We start from the raw sequence: 25,727 nt of genomic DNA, 5'->3' as shown, positions 1-25,727 counted from the left end.
CACCAATAGTTGTTACACTATCTGGAATAGTAATACTGGTTAAAGCATTGCTAGAAAAAGCATAATCACCTATACTTGTTACGCTGCTGGGAATAGTAACACTGATTAAATAATAATTGAAACGGAAAGCATTTTCACCAATAGTTGTTACACCATTTGGAATGGTAACACTAGTTAAATTATTGGAACGGAAAGCAGATTCACTAATACTCGTTACACTATTTGGAATGGTAACACTGGTTAACTTATTTGAAGCGAAAGCATAAACACCAATACTTGTTACACTATCCGGAATAGTAACACTGGTTAAATCATTTCCAAAAAAAGCGTCATCACCAATACTTGTTACACTATTGGGGATAGTAACACTGATGAAATCATTAAAGGAAAAAGCGTCATCACCAATAGTGGTTACTGTATATGTACTACCATTATTGGTAACTGTATTGGGTATATTTAACGTGGTGTTGCTTCCTATATAATCTGATGCTTCAACTGTATATGGGTCAGCTGTAGATGTTATTGTATATCTAATACCATCCACTATAAACTCTTCAGTAGCTTGCTCGGTAACAGAATTAAAACCGGTCCAACCTTTTGTTATGTAAACATCCGTTGTCCCTTCAGGAATAGTAAGGTCTATTAAACTACGATCAACAAAAATAGTGTCTGCTAGTGTTGCTGGGTCTAAACTTTCTGAAATCACGGTGGTTAATTCATTATCACAGAAAGCATAATCACCAATAGTTGTTACACTACTAGGAATAGTAACACTGGTTAATTCATTACTACAGAAAGCAGAGCCGCCAATAGTTGTTACATTGTTAGGAATAATAACACTGGTTAATGAATTTTGATAGAAAGCATAATCACCTATGCTTGTTACGCTATTAGGAATAGTAACACTGGACAAATCATTTCCGGCGAAAGCATAATTACCAATACTAGTTACACCACTACTAATAGTAACACGGATTAATGAATTTTCTCCGAAAGCAACATTACCAATAGCTGTTACGCTATAAGGAATAATAACTCTGGTTAATGAATTTCGCTGAAAAGCACCTTCACCAATACTTGTTACGCTATCAGGAATAGTAACACTGGACAAATCATTGTTAAAGAAAGCAGCATCACCAATACTGGTTACGCTAAATGTAATGTTACTATAAGTAACTGTTGTGGGTATATCTACTACAGTACTTGTTCCAATATAATCAGATGCTTCTACTGTAGCTGGATTTGTTAACGATGTTATAGTATATTCAATATCATCTACAATAAATGTTGCGTCAAATAATGAAACTGAATTAAAACCTGTCCAACCTGCGGTTTCGTATGTTGCTACTGTACCTGTTGGAATACTTAAAGTTATTGAACTTCTGCTATTAAAAACACTGCTAAGTAGTGTTGCTGGTTGTAAACTTTTAGAAGTCACACTAGTCAATTTATTCCCATAAAAAGCAAGTTCACCAATACTTATTACGCTATCTGGAATAGTAACACTGGTTAATTCATTATTCCAAAAAGCAGATTCACCAATAGTTTCTACACTATTACCAATGGTAACACTAGTCAATTTATTATCTAAAAAAGCTTCTTCACCAATACTTATTACGCTATCTGGAATAGTAACACTGGTTAGTTCATTTTCCCAGAAAGCAGCATCACCAATACTTATTACGCTATCTGGAATAGTAACACTGGTTAATTCATTTTCCTGAAAAGCAGATTCACCAATAGTTTCTACACTATTACCAATAGTAACGCTGGTCAATTTATTATCTAAAAAAGCTTCTTCACCAATACTTATTACGCTATCTGGAATAGTAACACTGGCTAAATTATTATAAGAGAAAGCAGCACCACCAATAGTTGTTACACTGTTAGGAATGGTAACACTGGCTAAATTATTACTAAAGAAAGCAGCAACACCAATAATTGTTACATTGTTAGGAATGGTAACACTGGTTAAATTATTATGAGAGAAAGTAGCACCACCAATAGTTGTTACACTGTCTGGAATAGTAATACTGGTTAATTCATTATTCCAAAAAGCAGATTCACCAATAGTTGTTACACTGTCTGGAATAGTAACGCTGGTTAATTTATTTCCCCGGAAAGCTTCTTCACCAATACTGGTTACACTAAATGTAATGTTATCATAAGTAACTGTTGTGGGTATATCTACTACAGTACTTGTGCCAACATAACCCGATACTTCAACTGTAGTCGGGTCTGTTAACGATGTTATGATATATTCAATTCCATCTATAACAAAGTCTTCTATAGCTTGCTCGGTAACCGAATTAAAACCAGTCCAACCTGCTGTTTTATAAACCTCTGTTGTACCTGTAGGAATACTAAGGTCTATTGAATTACGATTATCAAAAACATTGCTAAGCAGTGTTGCTGGGTCTAAACTTTCTGAAATCACATTGGTTAATTCATTATTTGCGAAAGCGTAATCACCAATAGTTGTTATGCCATCTGGAATGGTAACACTGGTTAATGAATTTTGATAGAAAGCAGCATTACTAATACTAGTGACGCTGTCAGGTATGGTAACACTGGTTAAATCATTATTAAAGAAAGCATCATTACCAATACGTGTTACGGTATATGTAATGTTATCATGAGTAACTGTAGTTGGTATGGCTACAGTTTTACTTGTTCCACCATAATTAGAGACTTCAACTGTATACGGGGTTGTTTGAGATGTTACCGAATATTCAATTTTAAAACCTGTCCAACCTGCTGTTTGGTATGCTTGTGTTGTGTCAGTAAGAATAATAAGGTCTATTAAACTACGATCACCAAAAATAGTGTCTGTAAGTGTTGCTGGGTTTAAACTTTTAGAAAACACACTAGTTAAATCATTTTCAGCAAAAGCAAAATCACCAATACTTGTTACACTACTTGGAATAATAACACTGGTCAATTCATTTTCACTGAAAGCATACTCATTAATACTTGTTACACTATCTGGAATCGTAAGATTGGTTAATGAATTTTGATAGAAAGCATAACCACTAATACTTGTTACACTACTTGGAATAGTAACACTGGTTAAATTATTGTTAGAGAAAGCAGCATCACCAATAGTTGTTACACTATCTGGAATAATAACACTGGTTAAATCATTTGTAGCAAAAGCACCATCACCAATAGCTGTTACACTATCTGGAATAGTAACACTGGTTAAGTCATTTGCAGCGAAAGCAGTATCACCAATAGTTGTTACGGTAAATACAATACTATTATAAGTAACTATATTTGGTATGGCTACCGTAGTACTTGTCCCGACATAATCAGACACTTCAACTGTAGTTGGGTTTGTTAGCGATGTTATGGTATATTCAATACCATCTACACTAAAAGTTTCATCAAATAATAAAATCGTATTAAAACCTGTCCAACTTGCTATTTCGTATGCTTCTACTGTACCTGCAGGAATATAAAGGTCTATTACACTACGATCATCAAAAACAGTGTCTGCAAGGGTTGCTGGGTGTAAACTTTTAGAAAACACACTGGTTAATTCATTATAACGGAAAGCATAATCACCAATAGTTTCTACGCTACTGCCAATAGTAACAGTGGTTAAACCATTATTAAAGGAAAAAGCATAATCATCAATACTTGTTACGCCATCCGGAATAATAATACTGGTTAATTCATTGGAACGGAAAGCAGAATTACCGATACTTGTTACGCTATCAGGAATAGTAACACTGGTTAAAGCATTAAAGGAAAAAACATAATCGCCAATATTTGTTATGCCATATGGAATGATAACACTGATTAATTCATTGTCCTGAAAAGCAGAATCACCGATACTAGTTACGCTATCAGGAATAGTAACACTGGTTAAAGCATTAAAGGAAAAAACATAATCGCCAATATTTGTTATGCCATATGGAATGATAACACTGATTAATTCATTGTCCTGAAAAGCAGAATCACCGATACTAGTTACGCTATCAGGAATAGTAACACTGGTTAAAGCATTAAAGGAAAAAACATAATCGCCAATATTTGTTATGCCATATGGAATGATAACACTGATTAATTCATTGTCCTGAAAAGCAGAATCACCGATACTAGTTACGCTATCAGGAATAGTAACACTGGTTAAAGCATTAAAGGAAAAAACATAATCGCCAATATTTGTTATGCCATATGGAATGATAACACTGATTAATTCATTGTCCTGAAAAGCAGAATCACCGATACTAGTTACGCTATCAGGAATAGTAACACTGGTTAAAGCATTAAAGGAAAAAACATAATCGCCAATATTTGTTATGCCATATGGAATGATAACACTGATTAATTCATTGTCCTGAAAAGCAGAATCACCGATACTAGTTACGCTATCAGGAATGGTAACACTTGTTAAACTATTAAAGGAAAAAACATAATCACTAATACTTGTTACGCCATCTGGAATGATAACACTGATTAATTCATTGTCCCGAAAAGCATTCTCACCAATGGTTGTTACGCTGTCAGGAATGGTAACACTGGTTAAATTGTTTTCCTGAAAAGTAGAATCACCAATAGTTGTTACACTATCTGGAATGGTAACACTGATTAAATTTTTATCCAGGAAAGCATTATTACCAATAGTTGTTACTATATATGTAATGTTATCATAAGTAACTGTAGTTGGTATTGCTACCGTAGTACTTGTACCTACATAATTGGATACTTCAACCGTATATGGGGCTGCTGTAGATGTTATGGTATATTCAATACCGTCTACACTAAAATTTTCATCAAATAAGACCGCATTAAAACCTGTCCAACCTGCTGTTTGGTATACCTCGGTTGTTCCTACAGGAATAGTAATGTCTATTACACTACGATTATCAAAAACAGTGTCTACAAGTGTTGCTGGGTTTAAACTTTTAGAAAACACGCTAGTTAAATCTTTATAAGATAAAGCAAAAGCAGACGCACCAATAGTTTCTACACTACTGCCAATAGTAACAGTACTTAAATGATTATAGGCAAAAGCAGCAATACCAATACTTGTTACACTGTCAGGAATGGTAACACTTGTTAAATTATTCTGAAAGAAGGCATGATCACCAATACTTGTTACGCTATCAGAAATAGTAATACTGGTTAAATCATTGATACTGAAAGCAGATTCACCAATAGCTGTTACACTGTCAGGAATGGTAACACTGGTTAAATTATTATAGAAAAAAGCAGCATCACCAATAGCTGTTACGCTGTCAGGAATGGTAATGCTGGTTAAATTTTTTTGATACAAAGCATTATCACCAATAGTTGTTACGGTAAATGTAATGCTATAATAAACAACCGTATCTGGTATGCTTACCACAGTGCTTGTTCCTGTATAATCCGATACTTCAACAGTATAAGGGTCTGTTGCAGCTGTTACTGTATATTCAATACTGTCTACAATAAATGTTGCATCAAATAGTAAGACGGTATTAAACCCAGTCCAACCTGCTGTTTCGTATACTTCTTCTGTACCTGCAGGAATACTGAGGTCTATTAAACTACGATTATCAAAAATAGTGCTAAGCAGCGTTGCCGGGTTTAAGCTTTCAGAAATGACACTGGTTAATTCATTTCCCGCGAAAGCATAATCACCAATAGTTGCCACGATATTAGGAATGGTAACACTGGTTAATTCATTGTCTCGAAAAGCATAAGCACCAATACTTGTTATACTGTCAGGAAGTGTAATACGGGTTAATTCTTTGCCCCAAAAAGCATAAGTACCAATGGTTGTTACGGTATATAAAATACCATCATAAGTAACTGTAGTTGGTATGGCTACCGTAGTACTTGTTCCGACATAATCAGATACTTCGACTGTATATGGGGCTGCTGTAGATGTTATGGTATATTCAATACCGTCTATTGTAAAATCTTGGGCAAATAGTAAACCGCTAAATAATAGAGTTAATACTAGGGTAATTTTTTTCATGAGTAATTAATCTTTGGAGTGATTTGTTAATATGAGATTGTGAATAACGTATTTTACCAATTATTTTTTTAGTAGTGTTTTTTGGATGAGTTACTACAGAATCATAACTAGAAAAACTATTACTTGTTCCGGATACATTAGCAACTGTCTTAGGATATAAGTCCATACTTATTTGGATTCGTAAGTAGCTTATCAATGGTCGTATTAGAATTAAAAGTAAATACTTCTTCATTTTTTTATAATGTTGTGTATTCCCAAATGCCATCATTATAATTCTATTTTTTTGTTGGTTCTCGAACCTTTCAGCGAAGAAAAAAAATGTTGTTGCCTACTATGCTGATAGGCCAAGAATTACTTGTTAAAGCGATATGTGTTTTTTAATTCAAAAATTTGTTTCCCTTAATTTTTGCAATACCTGCTAACAAAAACTATGTAAGCATGTATTCATTATTTCATTTTTGTTTTTAGTAACTTTTCCTAGATTAAGGAACAAACTTACCAATGAATAGATATTGGCACAATACGTACACCTACGTATCAAAAAAATATGGATTTTAAATCCACACAGGAGCAAAAGGTTTTAGGTAGCTCTTATCTTTAATTTTCTGTAGTATTCTTCGCCAGATATTTGTGCGTATTGCCCTACCAATTATATATCCATTTGCAGAAACTCTTTTATTTATTCCTAAAAAGTAAAGAGGAAAATAATTCTAAGGAATAGGTACGACTACTTAATGAAGAAGTTTGGATTTTTTTGCACCCAAAGAAGAAGTGCATTTTGAGAAGAGGAAATCCCCAATTTTTTGATAATATTACTACGATGTTTCTCTACGGTACGTTTTGAAATAAAAAGGGATTCGGCGATTTGGGAAGAAGACCGATCCGTAGCCAGATGGCGCAATATTTTCATTTCAGTGATTGTGAGATGTTCAATGGTATTGGTGGGGTCGCTAAGATGAATATTTTCATTTAAGTTTTTACTTATATAGTGGTGACCTTTGGCAACTTGAGTAATGGCATTTGCGAGTTCGTCTATGGTATCATTTTTTAGGACATAGCCATGAATAGAATTTCCAACCTCACTAATGATGGATTCTTGTTTGTAAAGCGTCAGAATTATTATCTTGGTTTCTATTCCTTTTTGCGAACATAACTTTCCTACTTCTATACCATTATACTTAGGCATATCAAAATCTAAAATAGCGATATCGGGCTGATGTTTTATAATTTGGCTATAGGCATCATTGCCATCTATAGCTGTTCCTACTACTTTAAATTGCAAGTTTTTTAAAAATTGCTCTGTTCCACTTAATAGCAACGGATGGTCATCAGCTAAAACAATCGTTAGGTTCATGCTTTAGAAATTTTAATGGTTATGGTAGTTCCTTTTTCTTTTTCAGAATCTATCCTCAACATAGCATCAATATATTTGGCACGTTCCTTTAAGGTTTTCATCCCCAGACCATCTACTTTTTCAGAACTCTTTTCAACGTCGAAGCCCTTACCATTATCTTTTAAGCAAAAAACAACATTTTCCTTTTTCTGTTTTACAGAAAGATTACAGGCGGTAGCTTCTGCATGTTTTTCTACATTGCCAATACATTCCTGAAGCATTCTAAAAAGGATAATTTCTTTCTCCTTCGGTATTAATCCAGAAATATCTTCGATTTCGGAAGAATAAAATACCTCAGAATTTTTCTGAAAAGCAGTTATCATATCTTCTAAGGATTGCACAAGACCAAGTTTCTCGAACTGAAAAGGGTGCAAACTATGCGACATTTCGCGAACCTCTGTAATGGTTTCATCAAGAACATCTATTTCTTTTTGTTGATCTTTTTCTTTTTGAGATAGTATGTTTTTAAGAACGAGTAATTTTTGGCCTACACTATCATGCAACTCTCTGGCAACTCTAGAGCGTTCAACTTCCTGAATATTGACCAACTGGGTGGTAAACTGCTCCTGTCGCTGATGTCTTTTTTGTGCTTCTTTTCTAGACCAAATCAAAAATATGATCCAAAAAATTAACAGTAACCCTAAGCCCCCAAAGAGCATCCATTGATTTTTTATTTTGTTTTTTGAATCCAGAAGCGCAATACTAGATTCCTGAGCCTCAATTTTAAGATCTCTCTTTTCTGTTTCATATAGCGTTTGGTAAAATGTCAAAGCTTTCACTTTTTGAACTGTCGCCACAGAATCTTTGATCGTATAATAACGAACTTTGTGTTTAAGTGAGTTTTTAGCATCCTTCTGTGCATTATAAACTTTTGCCATAAAATTCTCGGCATTCATAATTTCGACAAAAGCGTCTAGTTTTAATACTGAGTCCAAATGTTCCTTCCCATAGGATACTGCTTCTTGATAGTTACCTTTGGCAAATGCCATTTGTTTCAGGGTTTCGATATAGGTATTATAATTATTTCCTGTAGAATACTTCTCTAGGTTGTTTTCAACAGTTTTAAAATACTCTTCTGCTTCCTTTAGGTTGTTACTTTCTGCAAGGGCAATAATTAAATTGCATAGAATAAGAGGTTCAAAGTGAATTTTATAAAGCGATTTTTCGTTTGCTTTAAGGCAAAGTTTCATATTGGCGATCCATTTTTTATGATCACCAAGTAATCTGTAATCTTGAGCAGCATTGAAATACAAAAAATATAAGCTTGATTCTTCTTTTTGCTTTTTGGCCAAAGCAATTGCCTCATTACGCTCTAGCTCAGCCTCCTTATAAAAAGCATTTTGACTGTACAGAATCGATAATACATTTTTAGAATCAATAATCTTTACAGTATCCTTTTTCTCTATAAATGTCGGAATTGCTTCCTGAATAAAATTTGAGGACTTCACAAAATCCCCTATCTCGCCATGGTATTTTCCTAAACTTAAATTGATATCTGCCAGCAGTTTTGCATTCGTTGTTTTTAATGCCAATTTTTTTGCAACTTCTAACTGTTTTATGGCTTCATCAATATCGCCAATCGCATGATAGCTAGATGCACCCTGTATATAAAGCCTAGCTTTGGCCGCATTACTTATTAACCTTTTTTCTGTGCTAGTAAAGTCTTTAAAAATTTTCAATCCTTCTTCTGGTTTACCGATTATAGCGGTTTTATAATAAACAAGATCATGAGTATTACGAGTGGCTATATCTAGTGAATCCAGTTCTAGTGCATACTTGATGGTTTGTCTTACTATGGAGTCGTAATTGTATTCATCATTAAAATCTATAAGTAAAGACAGACTATCCATCCATTTTAATTTTTCACCTTTTTCTGACTCACTGATTTTTTGTTTTAATACCAAAACAGATCTCTCTAAGTCAGAATTTTGCGCAATGGCAGTATAGGCAAGAATAAAAAAGAAAGTTTGCAGTAGAATCTTCATGTGAATAGGATTACAGCCAGTAAAGATATAGATTTTGGTGTAAAAATTTTCCCAAAATCATGATGGTGGTTTAACCTATCTTGGTATTTTTATTATGTCTCATGTTATGATTAAGAGTTGTTAACCCAAAGCACATGTCAACAATAATATATATCGGTTTTCGTCTATGATGGATGTTAGAAATAACTATTTTTTTAGAGTATACATTCATAAACAGATATGAATGATCTAAGCAACAATCTATACGATTTTGATAAGAGATTTTTCTATATCTGCTTTTATTCTTATCAATATGCAAAAGGATCACTAAGGCCTAATAACAATGCTTCTATTTTATGCAAGAAGTACTTACCAAGTTGAGTTGCTCTAATTTCAAAAAAACTCAAACAGTGATTCAAATTTTGTAGTGGTCGTTTTTTTTTTTGCTTCTTCGAAAGTAATACGATAACATTAAATTTTGGTCATTCTCAACAAATTTTGGTTAGCCATAAGATGCTACCCACTGTAATCGAAGCTACTTCAGCTAAATATATTATTTATAAAATCAAGGATGGAAAAATAAGTGAAATTAGAGCTGCTTATTTATCATTGGACTTAGTTACCTATACATAAGAATCTGGGGGTCCTGTTCGCATGAGAATACATCCAGTAACAGTATTTGCCCAATAAACAAGCCTAAAAATCTTTTAAGATTTTTAGGCTTTTTATAAAATTTACCGCATCTAGTGATGCTATTTAGAGTTTCTCTAATACCAATGTAACTTTATTAAAATTGGCAGCACTGTTTATTACAGTCCTATATTCTTCGTATAAAGAAACATCAACGATATTCTGATTATATTGCTCTTTAATAGAAACAATGAGTTGATTATCTTTTATACTATAAGAAGACTTAAACATAAACAATTCTTTGTCATCTTTACTGTAAGACTCATCTATATTAATTTTATCAAGGTTTTTAAATTGATACCCATTAGGAATATCAACAATTATTTTCCTGTCATAACTTCTTTCAAATTCGTTTTCTACAGGAAGTTGACGTACTTTTTCCTGATACATCTCTTGTTGGGGTCCAATGATAGCTCCTATTTTAAACAAGTATTTATTTCCTGCTTTATCTACATAATCCTCAGATTTTAACTCTGCCAGTATTTGCAATGGTTTTGTCCCAAAATCTTTTGAAGAAGCGTTAAACACCTTTTTTTCTATAATTTCGAGATTTGGATTGATCGATTTTATTACGCTTTCTATAATTTCACTCTTATTTTCCTCTTTTGCCACATCCATAAAAGGCTGCACATATACTGCATAATACCCATCCATGGTACGATCCATTTTTAATTTTGTAACAGTAAGGTCATCGGGATCAAAACTGACATTCATTATCAAATTATAATTGGTTTTATCATAATTGACAGGTTGTATATATTTAATACTACCTATTGCCGAAGTAAAACCTCCTAACGTAACTTGTTTCACAAATAGTCCATAGTTATCTGTCATGTATCCGGGAGGAAAACCCAATCTCGATTCTAACCTAGTAGGCGCCATATAAAGCTTCTGTTTCGGAAAATATATTAGATTTTCCTGAAAAAAATTATACGCTTCAAAATCTTTATCAAATTTCATTTCCCTTCTATCGGTCGTATAAACGATTTGATGTTTAATCTCTAGAGCATTAAATAATGTGAGATACAATTTTAAAATTCCTCTCTCATTGGCTACTTTTTTATCCAGAATACTAGAAACATCCTCGAGATCTTCTCTACTTACCTCGGCTACATATATATTTGTCTTTATATAATTTTCTAGTAAACGAATTTTTCCTGTTTCGTCCTCACTATCCAAACCTTCTATCGATTTAATAAACCCATTTATTTCTACTTTGAGTTTATTATCTATCTCCTCATAAAGGTTTTTATAAATATTTTGAGAACCTACCCTATAGGATACAATATCGTTGCCTGGGTTATTTGCATTTTCATGAAGCTTATATATCAAATATTTACTCATTGCACTATACGGGGCTTGCTCTTCTTTTTCTAATGCCGGTACTTCCTTTAGTTGTAATTTCCAATGATTTTTATCCGTATTCGTCGAATCTTTTACTGCATCAGGAAGATCATTGTATGTTTTGATTTGAAAGATCAAATTAGATGGAGCAAGTAATTCGAAATCAACATTTTTTTTATCAAAATCTGACTGCAACGTTATTCTTTTTCCGGTATAAGCCGGGTATCTTTTTACTACAAAGAAATATTCTATATATCCTCCTTTTTCTATTCCTTCTAGTGCATAATACTTCAGCACCCTTTTTGTCTCTTCATCTTCTGATGTTAAAATTTTAGAATCATCTAATTCTATAATCTTACCTTCCTTAGTAATTACTCGTGCTTTATTTTTTACTACTTCTGAGTTTGCAGAAGATGGCAGATATACCTTATTATATTTCTCGATATTATCATTCGAATTAAGCCAATACAACTTGTGAACCAATGAATATTCTACGAATTCATCTTCATTAATAAAACAAAACTCATTAACTACTTTATCTTTAAAGGCAACAATGTCTTTATCCTTAAATTTTTCTATGTCAATATCTTCAATAGGATTATCTGACCAATTATATGTCTTATAATATGGTTCTTTTTGTCCCCAAACAGTAGTTATGCAAAGAAAAAGTATTGCATGGTATATAAGTGATTTCATAATAATAGTATGGTGTCTAATTACTTTTTATCTTTTAAAATAATTACTTCTTTAAAATTCTTTTCAACATTCTTAATGAGTGTATTAAACGCTTTCTGCTGTTCTACATCTAAGAGAATAAAGTCCTGATCCATAATCAATTCATAAATTATAGCATTCTCCTTTTTTAGGTATTTAATAGAACATTCAAAAAAATCGTTATCAATAGAAAAGTCGTCTGGGATATAGGCTATTTCTTTCCCTTCGGGAACCTCGAGTACAGTTATATTTTTGACATAGGATTTATAACGGTATTCTTTGGCAGATTTTCTGTCTTCTTTTAGCTTAAATTGACTAAGCTCTCTATTTAGATTAAGGTTTATATATACCTCATCATCTAATTGATTTATATAATCCTGAATATTAAAAGTATAGGTTACAATAAAATCTTTATCGTAATCATATTTGTTTGTTTCTTTAAAGTCTTCTATCAGAAACTTATTACTCCCTTTTCTAAGCTCTTTTGTATAGACTTCTTTTAATTTGGTTTCTTTTTTATTTCTTTCGAAAGTGCTAAAAAAATCTGTTTTGAAATATCCTGATAACTTAAAATTACCTGACCCAATGACGGTATGATCTTTTATTTTTATGAATGTAGAATCTACCATGGTATTCTTTTTAGAATCTACAACAGGAACTTCTTTTACCACAAACTCTTTTTCTCCTAAAGAAATTAATGCTTCTTTTCCTTGGATAAAAGGGGTTGGCAAATCTATAGGGATGTACCTACCTGTAGCATCTAGATAATACACATTCTCCCCTTCTATATATGACAAAATCATATGATTATCGACTGCAGGAGTTGGTACCTCTTCATACTTGTACGGAATACTTCGTGTCCCTATCCAGGTAAGGTTTCCTTGTAGACCGGCAATTTCTAACATCTCCTGAAGTATGCTAGAATTATCCTTACAATCCCCATATTTTTTATTAAATATGTCATTAGCTTCTCTAGGTATAAATCCTCCTAGGGCATACTCAAAAGCGATATACTTAATGTTTTCCTGAACCCAATAATAAATTGCTTTAACCTTTTCTAGATTTGTTTTTTTGTCCTTCGTTAAAATATTTACAATTTTAACTAATTCATTATCTGCTGCTTCCTTATTGATATCCTTGACCAAAGAGTAATACCAACCGTATAGATCTGATACCTCACCTAGTAACTTTACTTTTTCACCTTTTAGTTGATAATCGGTTATCATTGGTACAAGATGAGGTAAGGTATTTCTAAAATTAGGAGCTCCTGGATCTAGCTTAAACTCATCAATACCATTAGCCTCCCAACTATAAATACGTTTACCATGTTTCTCAGACTCAGAAAAATCTATGTTTACTCCATCCGTATTAAATTCTTTAAACTTTAGCGAAATATCTTTATCTACACTAATTGTAAGTTTACTTTGCACTGTGGGATGAAAGTCGGCAAAATAAAAAGAACCCAAAAATCTAGGATTTTTAATCTTTTCCTTATACCGTAACTTTGATTTTGAACCTGGTTGAAGGTTTGGGTAAATAAAATTGATCGATTTTGAATCATCATAAAAACTTTGATTCATCTCATCTTTGGTCACAAAATCTTTTACTTCTATCTCATTATATTTGCCATCTTTATAAACCATTGAAGCGGCTTCGATAGATTCTACTTCAAAAAAAGTGGAATAATTAATTGACTCTTTTGATTGATATGTAGCTGCTGCATCAAGATATAAGTTTTCTTCTGTAATCTCCTGAGTAATAAGAATCTCTCCATTCTTAAGGCCAATATCGACCTTTCTTTCTTCTAATAATTTAACAGAATATGCATTGGGATATTTTTCTTTATACTCTTCAAATATTGGAGAGATCTGAGCTTGCCCTAGAAAGGACACTAATAATGCAACGCTTACCAATTGTTTCTTGTACTTCATCCTTCTTATTTGTCTACTATATCATTAAAATAAACATTTTCTTTCTTGAGTTTACCGTTTTCATCGAAGTATTTGGCAGAACCGCTTCGTTTATCGTATAGATAATTGACTTCTTTCTTTAGATTTCCGTTTTGATAATACTCTTTGAGCATACCATGTAACATATCATAATTATAATTTGTTTCACTCTTAATTTTTCCGTCGGCGTAATAATCAATAAATTTTCCATGGGTGTTCCCATTTATAAAACTTGTTTGTCGCTCTAACTGGCCAGAATAGTAATATGCCTTGAAATCTTCTACTAATAGTCCGTTTTTGAATTCGGCTTCCATAGATGGTTTTCCGTTATCAAAAAATGCCCTTACTTGTCCTGAGTAATTTTCTATCGGGATCATAGGTTTTACATCACCATTTGTATCGTGATAGCTATACCCTATGATCTTATCATTATGATAATATCTTATGGCTTGCAATTTTCCTTCTGGACTATAAAACATGCGTTCTCCATGAATTTTTCCTTTTTTATAAGGTATTGTTCTAATTAACACACCTTGTTCATCATATGTTTCAAGTATTCCTTCTAATTGCCCCGATTCATAGGTGTATTTTTTGTGTAATTTTCCTGTATCATGATAGATCTTCCATTCGCCAATATTTTCACCATGAAAATATTCGCCCTCTAAACTAATTTTGCTTTCATTATACCAAGTCCATTTACCATGATACTTGTCATTAAAATATGCTCCTTCTACAGTCTTTTTACCTTCGTGATCAAACTGTATATAAGTACCATGTTTGAGACCATATAAATACGCTGTTTTAGAATATACGGTGCCATCATATCGATAAAAGGAAATAGTATATGTCTTCTTAGTAGGGTCGTGTGCTATCTCCTGTTGTACACTACCATCTGGTCTAAAATACACCTCGGATACCAGACTTTGGTATTCAAAAACTAGTGTATGTGATAATTTTCCTTCTACACCATAAATCTCCTGTATCCCATGTTGTTTTCCTTTATGGTAAAAGTTTTTTTCTTTTATTTTTCCGTCATTGTAGTACGAAATCCAAAATCCGTGTGCTTTATTATTTTTATGCCATCCCTGACGTGCTATATTTCCATTTTCGTGATATCCCACATAATACCCAGATAGAGAATCATTTTTATATTGTGCTATAGACTCCTCTTGTCCAGATCTATAGTAACTATAATATGCACCTTGAAGCAAATTGTCTTCATAAACTCCTTTATTTATCAAAACACCATCGGTATAGTATTTCCATTCTCCTTTTTTTCCTCCCTTACTATCATACAATCCTTCTGTGATCATATCTCCCAGAGGCGAAAATCCTTGATAATAAAACTCTCCATTCTTCTTTTTCGCTTCCTGAATAACCTCTCCGTTTTTATTGAAATGCTTATGAGCTATGAAATCATCATTACGATAGGTAAAATCAGATATCAATTTTCCATCAACATCATACTCCTTATAAGAACCATTAAATTTTCCCTCACTATAGGCCGTTTCGCGCATTAATGTACCGTCAGAATAGTAAAATTTCCAATCACCATTATAATATCCTTCTGATGTAGTCCCAACTTCATATGGTTGCCCATTAGGATAGAAGCTTCTATAAACTCCATTATAATAATCATCTTTATACTCATACTCAGCACTAGACTCGCCCGTATTATAATATACTTGCTCGATTCCGTTAATCTTACCGTTCTTAAAAGGCCTTTTCTTTAATAAAGATCCATCTGGGTAATATTGTTTGAGTTCTCCTGTTGGGATACCTTCAGTATAGTTGACTTCATATTCTTTTGAGATTTCTCCTAAAGCATAGAAAGTTAAATATCTACCATTGAGTGTCCCATTTTCAAAAACCTTATGTACACCTAGAGCACCACTCTTATTATACGCTTTATAATCACCATTTAATCTGTCTCCTTCATAAAAACTCTCAATTTCTATATTTCCATTTGTATAATACGATGTATACTTGCCTTCTAGCTTACCGTTCTTGTAGTTTTCTTTTTCTGAAATATTACCAAATTGATCATACCATATCCACTCACCATTTCTTAATCCACTATCATCAAATTTTCCTTTTCCTATTATCTTTCCTTCTTCATCATAAATTTCCCAATTCCCTATTTTCTTTTCCCCATTAGTCACACCGACTGCCTGAAGAAAAGTATAATTATCAAATAAATAGGTTACTTTTTGCTTTTTTCCTTCGAATACTTCTTCGTGATCATAACTCATTAACTCCTCCCATTTGCTATAATATAAATTAACAAAGGACTTAACATCATCGATGTTTTTATCTATTATCTTTTTAAAATCAGGGTTTTGTATCGAGTATGAAATTGTATACGTAAAATTGTCAAAGTGATTATTTTGGAACACCCACTGATAGAAAGGTACATATTTCTTATCCCAAAACCCTCCGTCACCCTCATAATCTGACAATTGTTCAAAGAGCGCATGATTCTGTTTGGTTAGTGCTATATTTATTTTATTGTCAATTTTATAGTTAACGTTTAGAGCCATACGGCTATCTAATACCAAATCTATATCTTCGAATGTGTAATCATCGGCTGATATCTGTATACCTGCAGGTTCTAGATCATTCTGATTAGAGACTAAGGTGTTGACCGAATTTAATAAATCAAAAGAATTTTCTCCATCAGGGTTTAATAGCAAATACATATTAAATGCCATTAGGGCTTGTGCAATTTTTCCTTCTTGATAACATATTCTACCGAGTTCTAAATGGCTCTTCTCATAAAAAGGATTTAGCGTAATCGATTTCATATAATTTTGTGCGGCTTTATCAAACTGTTTTGTCTTTTTATAAATAAATCCCAGATTATGGTAAAATATATTATTTCTCGGGTAGATTTTTAGTGCTTCATTATGAACAGCTATTGCGTCTTTATACTTCTCGGATTCGATCAAGGCTAAGCCTTTATTTAATAGAAAAGAATATTGATTTTCAGCCATTGGGAGCTGCAGTCCTTGATCACATACAACTATGGCTTCATCATATTTCTTTTGCTGCATTAGATAATACGATTTTGTAATCAATGTTGATTCGTATATAGAATCGTTTACACTGATTTTATCAAGTCCCGCTATAATTTTATCGTATTCTTGCTTTTCATCTTGCGCATTTATGTCTTCTATAATTTCTTCATAATCCACGTATGGGATCTTTTCTTGCGCATAAAAAAGTGAAGACGTACATAACGCCATTAATAAAAATGTTCTTTTCATAATCTTATTAAAAATTGTGTTGACGAAGAGTGCGAATAGAAATCATAATTTTTGTTTCCCCAATTATGTTTCTTTGTTACGGTTAAGAGGTACAAACATAAAATAAAACCTTTAGACAACCAAAAAGAGTCATACGCTGTTTTATATTTTATATACATTCTTAAATATATTAATCTTTAGGATAAAGAATATCAATTATAGTACTGTTTTTTACAGAAAATATCTTTTCCTATTTCTTTTTTAGAACCAATCCCATGAGATGCATTTGTGTTCGTTTAATAAAACTGATCTCTTTAGTTTATGTCTCGAACTCTAAAAATGTTACTAGAATTACTACTTTTTTTCTAGTTTTTTATGTTTTCACAGAAGAGTTTTGCGCCGATGCAAGAATTTGTCTTGTATCCTGTCTGATTTTTTTTGATTTTTATAACCATAACAGTAACCATCTAAATACCTTCTTCCGGATATGAGAAAAGTAAAAGAATGAACTATTTCTTTTCATAAGTACCATTATTGTCCATTCCCGCTTCTGCTCCAAGTTTATTTAATTGATTAAAGTATGCTTGTTTTAGCCATATTTCTTTATCTCCAATAGCTATAAATCTGTACTTCGCTCTTGTTATCGCTACATTTAATAAGTTTGGTTTTTGAGAAGCCCAATTTGCAGCACCCGTGGTAGTTTTATCTAATCCAAGGCATAATATTACACCTTCGGCTTGTTTTCCTTGAAAAGTGTGCACTGTTCCAATATGGCCTTTCAACCATACTCCCATTTCTGTACTATCTATTTCCTTGTATTTCTTTGCTTCATTAATTAAATGTTTAAAAAGAAAAGAATTAAGGGAATAACTTATTTGACTAAAAGGGGTGATGACAAAAACATCAGGTAAAGTTTTAGAAAAATTAATTTCATTAATTAAAATTTCTTTAATTATTTCAGCTTGTTCTTGCACAAAGTGCCGCCCTTTCACAGTTCCTTTACAATGAATAAATGATGTTTTGAAATTCACTTTAATACTTTTGGGACTTTTAGTAGAGCAATACATTGTATTGTCGTAAGCAATGTTATTTGATATTTCGAACATAGGACTTATACACCTTCTGTGAACCCTTAATGGAATTCCAATCCATTCTTCCTTGTTATTTATAGTTAAATATGACCCTAACGGATTAATTCTATCTGCCGTTGATTGTACAGACAACTCTGAACTTATATGATCTTTACCCAAATCAAAATAGTTACTGATATTATCTGTGATTGAATTAGGAATAGTTACAACTGGTTCTATTTGGAAAGGGTCTCCAACTACACCAACTCGTTTTGAACGCCAAATTGAACCTGCCGCAGCTTGTGGAATTGCTTGTCCGGCTTCATCAATAAATAACCACGGAATATCTTCTTTTGTTAAATCTTTAAACATTGTTTGTATTGAGGCAAATGTGGAAGAAATTACTGGAATTACAAGGAAGAATGTATTCCACATTCCTTTTATTTCTTTTTTTGAAGGATTAGAACCTCCTTTTAAATATTCAAAAAAACCTGCAAGTGTTGTTGAAATTCTACTTGAAGTTGCATTTGCAGTTAAAACAAATACTTCATTCAAGTTCAAGGAGATAATAAATAATTCAGATTGTAATTTCTTTAACCTTTCTGAATACCAAGGGCAGGATTCTTGAGATTTTTTAGATTCTATATTTTTCCAATACTTTGTATCTGCATAGTTGTTTTTTAGTTCCAATCTTGCATTCTCAGTTAGATCAGTAAGCTTTTTTAATTCTACTGTTAAAATAGCTTTTTCCTCTTCTTGTTTTTTAAGTAAAGAACTTACATTATTAAAATTAGTTTCATTATCAGATAAAATTGAGTTTTCAATATTTATTATCTTAGAAATTTGGTTGTAAGTATTAAGTGCAGTTTCTGATGCTTTTTTATATGTATTTCTTTTGTACTTATTGAACCAATAAGAGAAGAAATTGGGTTTGCTACTTTTAATTATGGCTAACTCATTAATAATCTCTTTTTTATCATTATTAAAACCAAATACTTTGTCTTTTTGATTTTGAAACTTCTTTCTTAACGCTTCATATTCCTTTTTAGTTTGCTCTAAATTTTGAGTTGTTTCAAAAAGTATATTTTTTGTAGTAACGAAGGTTTCGTAATCTTTTTTAAGAGATTCTAGTCTTTCCTTTTCTACTGAAATTTCTTTTAACTTAGTTTTAAATGTAGTTTTTACTAATTCCCATTCAGAATTATCAAAGAGTTTATTTTCATCTAAAGATTTTTGAAGTCCTATTTTCTTTCTTTTGTCAAAATCAAACCAAAGCTTATTTATGAAATCTGTTCTATTTTTTTTATTTCCTAAGACAGCAGATATTAGCCCCCAGCTATCAGTACCTAAAGAATTTTCAGCTGCTGTTTTAAAATAGGCAATTTCTGAGTTATATAGTTTTGAAACTTCTTCTTTTAAAGGTAACTCTTTAGAAATATTTTCTACTGCTCCATTATTCGATGATGCAATAACAATTCCTCCATTTGTTATTGACTCTATAGGTTCATAGAGCCAAGGAGAATAATTCTCATTAATTTCTAATGAGCCGACTTTTTTAAACCCATCCGAAGGGTTTGTGATTTTAATAAGTTCTTTTGCTCTTTTTACAATTATTGGAGCAATAACATCTCTAAGTAAAGTTGTTTTTCCTGTCCCAGGAGGTCCATTAACCGAAAACATGCCTTCTTGACTGTTTTCTGCTAGATTGTTGAAAATATTATTTACGGCAAATTGTTGCATTAAACTTAAAGTATAATCAGAAGGCCAACATCCATCAGGATAGTTTGAAGGAGATAAGTTTGTTTTTAATTTTTCTACACTCTTAGAAACATCTAATCTACTTGATTGCTTATTTAAGCTACCATCTAAGTATTGTCGAAAAGCTTTTGGTATTGATTTTTTATCATAAATTGAAATTATTTTTTCTAAATCATTTATATAGAAACTATTAAGAATATCTGCGTTAGATTTAGTCTCGTTTTTACTTTTGAATTTTTCAATTCTTTTTACATATATTTCTTTAGGAGGTTTTACACTCCAGTTACTAAGCGATTCAACTTTATTTTGAAATTTTAAAAGTTGATTATTATTAACAACAGTTGAAATTTGTATTATTTCATCAGATGAATTAGTGATAGTTTCCTTAAAATTTAATTCAAGATATTCAAGCAAATTGTCCTTAACAGTTTCAAAGGTAAGTTCCCAATTATCGTTTTTTATTTTGTTGTTTTCTAGTTGATTTAAAGCCCAAGGCAAAGTAGATATTCCAAATGAGTCATTAATATATTTACCTTCAGTATCTAATTTTAAAGAAGCGTAACAAATTTTAGAATTTCTGAAATTTTCATCTTTTTTTGTGTCTTTAAAATATTCTTTCACAAATTCATTTACAACAGAAGAGTCGAATACCCCCAAGTAAATTGTATATTCAATAGTTTTTTTAGGATCTTTGGGTCTTAATGGAATTTTCCAAGGCTCTATATTATTAAGTAGCTCAACATTTTTTTCAGAAGCTTTTGGAGTCAAAGCAGGGCTAAAATGCTCTAATTTATGCCAGCAAGACAATAGTTTTTTATGGTTACTCATTTTATTCGTATTTCAATTGTCTTTTCTATGATTCAATATCTCTTGTACGATTCGTTTGCATCACTAAGGACGCATATCCATTATACAAAATGTTATGTGTTTTTTATTATTTGTTTTAGTTTGTTTAAATCACTTGGATCATTCAATTTATGTATCATGCTATGGCAATTACTACAAAGTATTGCAAAATCATTTTTTAGATCTACTTTAAAATTTCCTATTCCGAGTTTGGAAATTGGGTTTAGGTGATGGGCCTCGATAAAATCTTTTCCAATATCACCATAGATTTCGGTAAATTTTATTTGACAGGCTTCGCAGCGATAACCTTTCAGTTTTTTAACTTTTTTAGACAATGAAGTATTTCTTTCAATTCTTCTGTGTAATCGAATTTGTTTTTTTTCAAATCCGATTGCACCTAAATCATCACTAAATGAATTATCAGTATATGTGAGATTTTCATATAATTCTAAAATCTCTATTAAGTCAATCCTTAGTTGCTCCAAGCTGGGTAAATTTTCTTTGGGATAGTATTTTGCAATTATGTTTCCGGCCTGATAGTGTTTTGCATTACGAGTTGTAGAACTCAAATCTATATCTATTAAATAACTCTTTGAGTCAAAGTCAATCTTAGCTCTAAAATCTTGAGCTCTTAGTTTTAATACAGAAATTGCTTCTTTTTTGTAATTTTCTATTACGTCAGTCACCCCTTGGTTTAATGATAAATAAATTCCCGACATATCAGATTTATATATTAAAACGGGATAATACCCTTTTTGAGGACTATCGGTTATTAAAACATCTAAAATTGCGATCCAAGGACATTCTGTCCAATTACCTTTTCCTGGTGAACCAACAACTTTAAATCTATTTTTGTCAACGATTATTTTTTCTATCTCAGAAGGGAAATCTTTTCTAAACTTAGCCGCCAATTTATTACCTCTGAAACTTTTTGATTTTTCCGTCAGATAATTTTCTATTGCTTCACTTAAGATATTTTCCATTCATTTTTAATTACACATAACGGACTTGCGTATGAAACATAGCGTGCAACGAGACACTAATTTTTCGGTTTTACACAGGGCCCAAATTTTATATCTTGTTTTTAACTTATCAATCTTAAAAGCTAAATCTAAAAATTTATCGGTCTTTGTAAATAAACATTAACCTTTCGTAACCCCTTTAACATCTATGTTTTATACACGTTGTTGTAGCAAGTACTTTTTTCAGTAATTACTCACAACAATCGAATATAGTTCTCTAAAAATGAACTACACCCCTCCTATTAGCATTGTTTCCACTAAAATAAATACACTTTTTAACAATCCCTTACGGTAATCCGCAAAGAACATAAGAAATAGGTATAATTGATAGAATACAACACTTACTCGTTGATTAACAGTTTATCAGAGTTGCACAAAAAGTCTTCGTACACCAAAAGTTCTGGTTTATCAGAATAAATCCAGTTTCATCACTTTCTTAATTAAAAACATGCGATATCAAAATAGTTTTGTCTTGTAATTTAAAATTAAAAAAAATGAAATTATATGTCGGCATTCTGTTTATACTGTCTATTATCACAGTACAAGCTCAAGAGAAACACACATTAAGTGGCTATATCAAAGACAAGTCTTCTGGCGAAAGTCTATGGGGAGTAAATGTTATTGCAGGTCCAACACAAGGAACCACTACCAATGATTATGGTTTCTACTCAATAACCTTAGAAGAAGGTACCTATACGGTTACGGTTACCTATTTAGGCTATGGGACTATCGAGAAAGAAATTGTTTTGGATAGCGATAAGAAATTTGATTTTGAGCTAGGCGAAAATTCAGCTCAATTAGATGAAGTAGTGATAAAAACGAATAAATCGACAAAATCTGTACGATCTACCGAGATGAGTGTGGTGGCATTGAGTTCGAATACCATCAAAAAGTTACCTACTGTTCTGGGAGAACCAGATTTATTAAAATCTATTCAATTACTACCAGGAGTCTCTAGTGTTAACGATGCTGCGTCTGGTTTTAATGTACGAGGAGGTTCTGCAGATCAAAATTTAATTTTATTAGATGATGCCGTCATTTATAACGCCTCTCACCTATTTGGTTTTTTCTCTGTATTTAATACAGATGCTGTAAAAGATCTAAAACTTTATAAAGGAGGGATTCCTTCTATATACGGGGGGCGACTTTCTTCTGTGTTGGATATAAAACAAAAAGAAGGGAATCTCAAAAAATTTAATGGCGAACTAGGGATAGGTTTAATTTCTAGTAAAGCATTGATCGAAGGTCCTATTGCCAAAGGAGATAATGAAGAAGGCAAAGGAAGTTATATGTTGGCAGGTAGAACCTCTTATATAGGCTTATTTGCACCCCTTTCTGAAGACTATGAGGATACTAAAGTTTCTTTCTATGACATAAACCTAAAAGCCAATTATAGCTTGAATAAAAATAATAGAATATTTCTCTCAGGATATTTCGGTAGAGATAATTTCGAAATAGAAAACTTTCTGGGAACAACCTGGGGAAATGCTTCGGGGACCTTGAGATGGACCAGTGTTTTGAATGACGATCTTTTTCTACAGGCATCCGCAATTTTTAGTAACTATGACTATAACCTTGATAACCTAAGGTCTGGATCAGAATTTAGATGGAATTCTAATATCTTGAATTATAATTTTAAGCCAAGACTTACTTGGTATATTAATTCTGATACTACATTAAAAACAGGAGTTGATTATACCTACTATAATTTTCAACCGGGAGAGATTAATCCTCTAAAAGAATCATCTGTTACTCCCGAAAAGTTTAGAGAAAAGTTTGGTACAGAAATAGGTGCATATGTAGATTTAAAACAAAAGATATCTGACAAATTAAGTCTTCAGTATGGGTTTAGAGTTTCGAATTTTAATAGAATCGGTAAAGATCTGATTCCTATTTATGAAACGGGTAGCCCTCTATCCTACGATGCTACTCAAGATATTTATACAGAAAATCAAGTTATTGGTGAAACAGCCTATGACTCCGGAAAAACAATTAAAGACTTTTATGGCTTTGAACCAAGATTCTCTGCACGTTATCTAATTAATGATAATAGTTCTTTGAAAGTTAGTTATAATAGAATGTATCAATATTTACACCTGATCTCTAATACTACGTCAGCAACTCCTTTAGACGTTTGGGCACCTAGTGGGCCGTATCTAAAACCACAATATGCCGATCAGGTTGCTTTGGGATATTTCAAAAGTTTAAAAGACAACACTTATGATTTTAATGCCGAAGTATATTATAAAAGCATGAATGATGTGACTGATTTTGTAGACGGTGCAGATCTACTATTTACAGAAAGTATTGAGACAGAAGTTGCTCAGGGTGAGGGTCGTGCTTATGGATTAGAATTACAAATCAATAAAAACAAAGGAAAACTGACAGGGTGGTTAAGTTATACACTTGCTAGAAGCGAAAGAAAGGTACTAGGAATTAACAATAACGACTATTACTTTTCTAATAATGATCAATTGCACGAACTGAATCTGGTCGGGATGTTCAAGTTAAATGATCGTTGGGAGTTTGGCGGAAACTTTGTTTTTGGTTCAGGAAAACCAGTTACCTATCCAACAGGACAATATGAGCAAAATGGCCTTGTGGTTGCAGATTATCAAAACAGGAACGGAGACCGATTACCTAGCTATCATAGATTAGACCTATCTGCTACCTTACATCCGAAAAAAGGAAAAAAAGGGAAATGGATATTTAGCCTGGCAAATGTATACAACAGACAAAATGCAGCTTCTATTTATTTCAGAGAAATTAGTGAGGTAAACGGTATTGAAATGCCTACTGGAGACACCGAAGCTGTAAAGTTATCATATTTCGGAATCGTACCAAGTGTTACCTACCAATTCAAATTTTAGTAAAAAACTTAAATACCATAAAATCATGAAAAATATATTTTCAAGTATTATCATACTTTTATTATTAGTAAGCTGCGAAACAGTAGTCACCGATGATATTACACTAAACGGATCTGCGCCAAGATTAATTATAAACGGAGGTATCGAAAGAAATGCAAGTACACCATTGGCCGAACAAAAAATTGAACTTACATCGACAATAGGTTTTTTAGACGATGATGTCCCAACACCTGTAACAGATGCACAAGTTAGTATAAGTGACGGGGTCACCGATTTTAGTTTTACGCATACCCAAAATGGAGTCTATACAAATGCTGATATTCCTGCAACTCTAGATACTGAGTACACTATTACAATAAACTGGAATAATGAGACTTATGTAGGAAGCAGTCTATTAACCGAAGTAGGAGGTTTTGATAATGTGTATTCTGAATTCGAAGAAGAAACCCTATTTACAGACGAAGGGTATTTTGTTAAATTCGATGCAACTGACCCTGTCGGTGTCGAAAATTATTACTATTATAGAGTTTATAAAAATGGTGAGATTTTTATTGTTGCGGACCCTGGCAATAGTTTAACTTTGGTAGAAAGTGACCAGTTTTTTGACGGACAACAGAGAATCGGAGTAAAACCCAATGAGGAAGTTGTTTTTGAAATCGGAGACATTGCCAAAATAGAACAATTATCTCTTACTGAAGAGTATTATGACTTCTTAGTAGAATTATTTGTTCAAACAGGAAATCAGGGACTTTCTTTTATCGGAAATCCGCCACCTGCATCTATAAGAAGTAATGTATTGAATATAGATACCCCAGGTAATAGAATATTAGGGCACTTCTATGCAGTCGATGTTGCAGAAGCTACAATCGAAATAACAGAGTAAAAAAACAT

General features: G+C 32.3%; 11 protein-coding genes. 2 read left to right on the top strand and 9 right to left on the bottom strand.

Annotated features, from left to right (window positions below; all coding sequences use genetic code 11):
* The 9 genes from DZ60_RS0118410 to DZ60_RS23410 all read right to left on the bottom strand — a co-directional run.
* On the bottom strand, positions 1–5,971 hold a 5,971-nt coding region (locus tag DZ60_RS0118410), incomplete at its 3' end, for a leucine-rich repeat domain-containing protein (RefSeq protein WP_025743491.1).
* On the bottom strand, positions 5,934–6,203 hold the full coding sequence (locus DZ60_RS23415; RefSeq protein ID WP_152537469.1) for a hypothetical protein: 270 nt from the start codon (positions 6,201–6,203) through the stop codon (positions 5,934–5,936). The genes DZ60_RS23415 and DZ60_RS0118410, both read right to left, overlap by 38 nt.
* 495 nt (positions 6,204–6,698) lie before the next feature.
* The gene (locus DZ60_RS0118400; protein ID WP_025743489.1) at positions 6,699–7,325 is read right to left on the bottom strand and encodes a response regulator; all 627 of its coding nucleotides are present in this window, start codon (positions 7,323–7,325) and stop codon (positions 6,699–6,701) included.
* The gene (locus DZ60_RS0118395) at positions 7,322–9,349 is read right to left on the bottom strand and encodes a tetratricopeptide repeat-containing sensor histidine kinase (RefSeq protein WP_025743488.1); all 2,028 of its coding nucleotides are present in this window, start codon (positions 9,347–9,349) and stop codon (positions 7,322–7,324) included. The genes DZ60_RS0118400 and DZ60_RS0118395 overlap by 4 nt, the downstream gene beginning before the upstream one ends.
* Before the next feature lie 735 nt (positions 9,350–10,084).
* Positions 10,085–12,058 (bottom strand): DUF3857 domain-containing protein, encoded by a 1,974-nt coding sequence (locus tag DZ60_RS0118385; RefSeq protein WP_025743487.1) that lies wholly within the window; start codon positions 12,056–12,058, stop codon positions 10,085–10,087.
* A 20-nt stretch (positions 12,059–12,078) separates the two neighbouring features.
* Positions 12,079–14,007: a DUF3857 domain-containing transglutaminase family protein gene (locus DZ60_RS0118380; RefSeq protein WP_025743486.1), complete on the bottom strand. Its 1,929-nt coding sequence runs from the start codon at positions 14,005–14,007 to the stop codon at positions 12,079–12,081.
* A 5-nt stretch (positions 14,008–14,012) separates the two neighbouring features.
* Entirely contained in the window at positions 14,013–17,291 is a 3,279-nt protein-coding gene (locus DZ60_RS0118375; RefSeq protein ID WP_025743485.1) for a hypothetical protein, read from the bottom strand.
* 488 nt (positions 17,292–17,779) lie between these two features.
* A complete protein-coding gene (locus DZ60_RS0118370; RefSeq protein WP_025743484.1) occupies positions 17,780–20,926 on the bottom strand; it encodes a DEAD/DEAH box helicase in 3,147 nt (1,048 codons plus the stop codon).
* A gap of 92 nt (positions 20,927–21,018) precedes the next feature.
* Positions 21,019–21,927, bottom strand: a complete 909-nt coding sequence (locus DZ60_RS23410; RefSeq protein ID WP_025743483.1) for an MrcB family domain-containing protein — start codon at positions 21,925–21,927, stop codon at positions 21,019–21,021.
* Positions 21,928–22,460: 533 nt separating this feature from the next.
* Here DZ60_RS23410 and DZ60_RS0118360 point away from each other — a divergent pair.
* Together DZ60_RS0118360 and DZ60_RS0118355 are read left to right on the top strand one after the other, a co-directional pair.
* On the top strand, positions 22,461–24,836 hold the full coding sequence (locus DZ60_RS0118360) for a TonB-dependent receptor (RefSeq protein WP_025743482.1): 2,376 nt from the start codon (positions 22,461–22,463) through the stop codon (positions 24,834–24,836).
* A 25-nt stretch (positions 24,837–24,861) separates the two neighbouring features.
* A complete protein-coding gene (locus DZ60_RS0118355; protein ID WP_025743481.1) occupies positions 24,862–25,719 on the top strand; it encodes a DUF4249 domain-containing protein in 858 nt (285 codons plus the stop codon).
* Positions 25,720–25,727: the final 8 nt, after the last annotated feature.

The sequence above is a fragment of the Aquimarina pacifica genome (assembly GCF_000520955.1).
Lineage (GTDB): Bacteria > Bacteroidota > Bacteroidia > Flavobacteriales > Flavobacteriaceae > Aquimarina > Aquimarina pacifica.
Note: the sequence above shows the minus strand (reverse complement) of the source record. Positions and strands in the feature narration are given on the sequence as shown.

Bases quoted from the DNA above. Each gene is read 5' to 3' on its own strand.
- DZ60_RS23415 (WP_152537469.1), bottom strand. From the start codon at position 6,203: ATGAAGAAGTATTTACTTTTAATTCTAATACGACCATTGATAAGCTAC.
- DZ60_RS0118400 (WP_025743489.1), bottom strand. From the start codon at position 7,325: ATGAACCTAACGATTGTTTTAGCTGATGACCATCCGTTGCTATTAAGT.
- DZ60_RS0118395 (WP_025743488.1), bottom strand. From the start codon at position 9,349: ATGAAGATTCTACTGCAAACTTTCTTTTTTATTCTTGCCTATACTGCC.
- DZ60_RS0118385 (WP_025743487.1), bottom strand. From the start codon at position 12,058: ATGAAATCACTTATATACCATGCAATACTTTTTCTTTGCATAACTACT.
- DZ60_RS0118380 (WP_025743486.1), bottom strand. From the start codon at position 14,007: ATGAAGTACAAGAAACAATTGGTAAGCGTTGCATTATTAGTGTCCTTT.
- DZ60_RS0118375 (WP_025743485.1), bottom strand. From the start codon at position 17,291: ATGAAAAGAACATTTTTATTAATGGCGTTATGTACGTCTTCACTTTTT.
- DZ60_RS0118370 (WP_025743484.1), bottom strand. From the start codon at position 20,926: ATGAGTAACCATAAAAAACTATTGTCTTGCTGGCATAAATTAGAGCAT.
- DZ60_RS23410 (WP_025743483.1), bottom strand. From the start codon at position 21,927: ATGGAAAATATCTTAAGTGAAGCAATAGAAAATTATCTGACGGAAAAA.
- DZ60_RS0118360 (WP_025743482.1), top strand. From the start codon at position 22,461: ATGAAATTATATGTCGGCATTCTGTTTATACTGTCTATTATCACAGTA.
- DZ60_RS0118355 (WP_025743481.1), top strand. From the start codon at position 24,862: ATGAAAAATATATTTTCAAGTATTATCATACTTTTATTATTAGTAAGC.